Genomic DNA, 4,016 nt, shown 5'->3' with positions numbered 1-4,016 from the left:
GGTATGGACGGATGCCAATACCTTATGGGCCTGTACCGCTAACGGCGCAAGCGTTATTAGCTTTAGTAATAATTATCAAAATTACCGGGTAAGCCTGCTAAACACCAGCAACGGGCTGCCGTCAGATAACGTTTCCGATGTTGTACAGAACGGTCGTGATTATTATATAGCCACTGATCAGGGCATAGCGGTTACTCAAAATTTAGGGAACGCCAACCTGCCCCGGCCGGTAATGATTAACGACGGGATACCGGGAAAACAAGATAACTTTACTTACGGCCAGCCTGTTGTATTTAACTGCGTTGCCCTATCCTACAAAAGCATGGGTAAAATACAATACCGGTTCAGACTCAGGGGGGTTGATAAAAACTGGAGCATTGCGCCGTCCGGCGAAAAACGGTTTGATCTGTTACCCCCCGGACACTATGAGCTGGAAGCAGTGGCTGCCGACCGCTTTAACCAGCTGAGCCCATCGCTTGTTTTTCAGTTTAACGTTATTCCTTTATGGTATCAGCAGCTATGGCTGCAGGCTATAGCTGTTATAGGCGCTATAGTTATTGTTTTTTTACTGGTGCGCAAATATTACCTGTCCATCATCGGCTTACAAAAAAAGGACTATGAAAGCGAGCTTGCCCTGCAGCGTGAACGCCAGCGCATCAGCAGCGAGGTGCATGACGATCTGGGGGCAAGCATATCGGGCATCAAGCTGCGAACCGAGTTGCTGAGCCGGAAAGTGGCCAATCAGCCTGCTTTTAAGGAGATAGACGCCATTCATGAGGCTATCACCGATATATCTACCCAGATGAGGCTAATTATCTGGAGCCTTGATGCCGAAAACGACGAGGTAAGCAACCTGGTTAATTTTATTCATAAACAGGCTGTTAAGATTTTTGAAGCCAGCAGCATCCGCCTTCACGAAAATACCTCGGTTGGCGAAACCGCAACTTCCATCAGTGGCGAAAAAAGGCGGCAGGTGTACCTGCTTATAAAAGAAGTTTTAAATAATATAGTTAAACATTCGGAGGCACAAAACGCGTTCCTGGCAATCAGCCTTTACAAAAGCCGGCTGCATATCAGCATCCGTGACGACGGCCGGGGCTTTGATCCCGATACGCGCAGGCACGAAACCATGGGCATCCGTAACATTTATGCACGTGCAAAAAGGTTGAACGCCGAATTGAAAATTAACACAGCACCGGGCAAAGGTACATCCATCAGCCTTAAACTGAACCTTTAGATGATGGCGGTAAGGATAAAGCGGGGATAATTTAGGATATTAGCATTTCATAATACTGCAAGCATGATCCAGATAGTTTTGTTAGAGGATAATTTACATTACCGGCGGGGGCTTGAACAGATTATTCATGACATGAGCGGAGTAAGCCTGATGGGATCATACGCCAACGCCGAAACTTTATTAAAGAAAATTAACGAGCTTAAAGCGGATATCTTTATAGTTGATATAAACCTGGAAGGTATGTCGGGCATTGAATTTATACGGCGGGCCAAGCCGCTGCTGCCGGGTACCGAATTCATGGTATGTACCATAAACGATGACAATACCAATATTTTTGAATCGTTAAAGAGCGGGGCAACAGGCTACTTACTCAAAGAATCATCGGCCGAAGAGATCCGAAATGCGATTACCGAAATTGCGGCAGGCGGCTCGCCCATGAGCGCCTATATCTCGCGCAGGGTGATAGCGTCATTCAATACTGCTGCGGCAAAACCAGCCGCCGTTGCCGCCGAAAACCTGACAGAACGGGAGGTAGAAGTTCTTAACCACCTGGCTCGCGGCCTGCAGTACAAAGAAATTGCCGATCGCCTTGAAATTACTACAGGCACCGTAAAAAAACACATTCGTAATACGTATATCAAGCTCCAGGTACAAAATAAGGTAGAAGCTATTAATAAATTCCGCTCGATTTAATATACCACTTTTTCAGTATTGCAGAGGCAGAAGGTTAACGCTAATTTAGCATCATAAACTAAAAGGCGATGTTAAAGCTAACTCACCTGTTGGTAGTTTTAAAACCTAAACCTTATTGTAATTTAAATCTCTTAGTCCCTTTGCTGCACACAGAGTTTTCCGTTGTCCGAATGTCATTGACTTCGGACAACGGGGATTGGAGAACGGGTTGCCGGTTTATTTTACCATCACGCTGACTTATGCCCTCGCACCGGCTTTCACCAAAATTTCTTCGATATGGTGGTATCCTGTTCTCATTGCCCATTGTAAAGGCGATGACGATGCCGCGCCCACTTTATCCGGGTCGGCTCTCCGGGTTAATAAATATTGCCCACTTTGGCGCAAGTGTTGAGCGGCGGAATGCATCGTAAAGCACAGGTCAGCCATTGCACAATCCACAACACAAGACCTGCGCTAAAAAAGGTAAGCTAAATTATCCACTTATGGGGATAAATAGTAATCTTCCGAACACCTATCGAGACAACTCCAACAAGGGCAGAGTCTATCTATCGACGTCTGCATCTTTCGGTGCTAGTAAATATAGCTGACCCTTGTGTTCTAAGATCGTATCGTTTGAAGTGATGAACGATCCTGACCTATGTGCTAAGCAAATATCCCTTACTTCATTATAATTGTTAGGAACAGATTTATAAATAAATCTCCATATACCATCAACTTCATCAAAATAGGCACTTGATACAAAGTTTTTATTTAAATAATCTGAAAGCACTAAAATTTCCCGTATTTCCGGGGCTGTGTAAATCTTAGAGAGGCGATAAGATGCAGAAGTGGCTTTTTCTATCGGAATATCATTAACGTATAACCCATCTTCTTGCAATTTGTAGTTTGTATTTCGATTATCCTCTCTTTTTGGAAGTTTCGACAGTAACATTTCCATTCGAAACAAAGAGTCCTGTACATCTTTAAATTTGTTTTTAAAGGACAATGCATTTCTTTCATTACTTCTTTTACATGAAAATGCAAAAAAAGTAATAATAAAACCAATTAATATGAGCCTTGACGTTTTCACATTTTAAAATTTAACGTTGTATCCTTCGATTATCTTTTTTGCATCCCCCCGCTGTCGCAAGGCTCCTGCCTTGTGACCCGCATGCTAAGTATGCGCCATGTCTTTAGGACTGCGATATGTTAGACAATCAAAATATTACATCCTTACAAAAACATCTACCCAAAAAACAGTGGCAAAACTAACAAAATATAATCCTTCCGGATTTCTGAATTTATAATTGCGGCTCATACGTTAAAAATACAAAATCCCGGGTGAAACGTACATCCGGGATTTGCATTTGCAATACCTTGCATGCGGGCCACAAGGCTGGAGCCTTGCGGCAGCGAAAAGACCTTGCGGTAGCTGGGGCAGCGAAAAGACCTTGCGGTAGCTGGGGGGCGCCAGGCTATCCACTCATACTACACCAGGTCTTATTCACGGGTCTATTGCGAAGCTGCCACCCGTTCTGTCAGAGTCCAGAGCGACGGGTTCCTGATCGTTATCAATCCGGCAGCCCAAAAACCACCCCCGCTGTCGCAAGGCTCTTGCCTTGTGACCCGCATGCTAAGTATGCGCCATGCCTTTAGGACATCACTATGTTAAGCAATCAAAATATAGCATCCTTACAAAAACATCTACCCCAAAAACAGTGGCAAAACTAACAAAATATAATCCTTCCAGATTTCTGAATTTATAATTGCGGCTCATCCGTTAAAAATACTAATCCCGGATGAAGCTTACATCCGGGATTTGCATATTCAATATCTTGCATGCGGCCACAAGGCTGGAGTGGCTGTTGCACAACTCGTCAACTATTTCGCAATAATTTATGTTAAGATATTGATTTTTAGTATCTTAACGTCATGCAAGGAAAGAAGCACTATCAAGAGAAACTCTTTACCAATTTCCAATTGTCCGACCGTGTTCCGGCAGACAATATATACCGAAAGCTGAAAGAAACACTAGATCTTCAGTTTTTATATGCGTCTACCGCTAAGTATTACGGGAAAGACGGACAAAAAAGTATTGACCCGGTTG

At 43.8% G+C, this 4,016-nt stretch carries 4 protein-coding genes; 3 read left to right on the top strand and 1 reads right to left on the bottom strand.

Annotated features, from left to right (window positions below):
- The coding region (locus tag AC1DPZ_RS23400; protein ID WP_477407994.1) for an ATP-binding protein at window positions 1-1,237 on the top strand (1,237 nt) is incomplete at its 5' end.
- 63 nt (window positions 1,238-1,300) lie between these two features.
- Complete coding sequence (locus tag AC1DPZ_RS23395; RefSeq protein ID WP_477407992.1) at window positions 1,301-1,930, top strand: response regulator; 630 nt, start codon at window positions 1,301-1,303, stop codon at window positions 1,928-1,930.
- Window positions 1,931-2,471: 541 nt separating this feature from the next.
- Here AC1DPZ_RS23395 and AC1DPZ_RS23390 read toward each other — a convergent pair.
- Window positions 2,472-2,999 (bottom strand): hypothetical protein, encoded by a 528-nt coding sequence (locus AC1DPZ_RS23390; protein ID WP_477407990.1) that lies wholly within the window; start codon window positions 2,997-2,999, stop codon window positions 2,472-2,474.
- Window positions 3,000-3,841: 842 nt separating this feature from the next.
- On the opposite strand from AC1DPZ_RS23390, the gene AC1DPZ_RS23385 reads away from it, so the two are divergent.
- Window positions 3,842-4,016, top strand: a 175-nt coding sequence (locus AC1DPZ_RS23385) for a transposase (protein ID WP_477407996.1), incomplete at its 3' end; no start/stop codon positions are given.

Source organism: Mucilaginibacter sp. P4_G9 (assembly GCF_056400985.1).
This window is presented reverse-complemented; position numbering and strand designations above follow the sequence as displayed.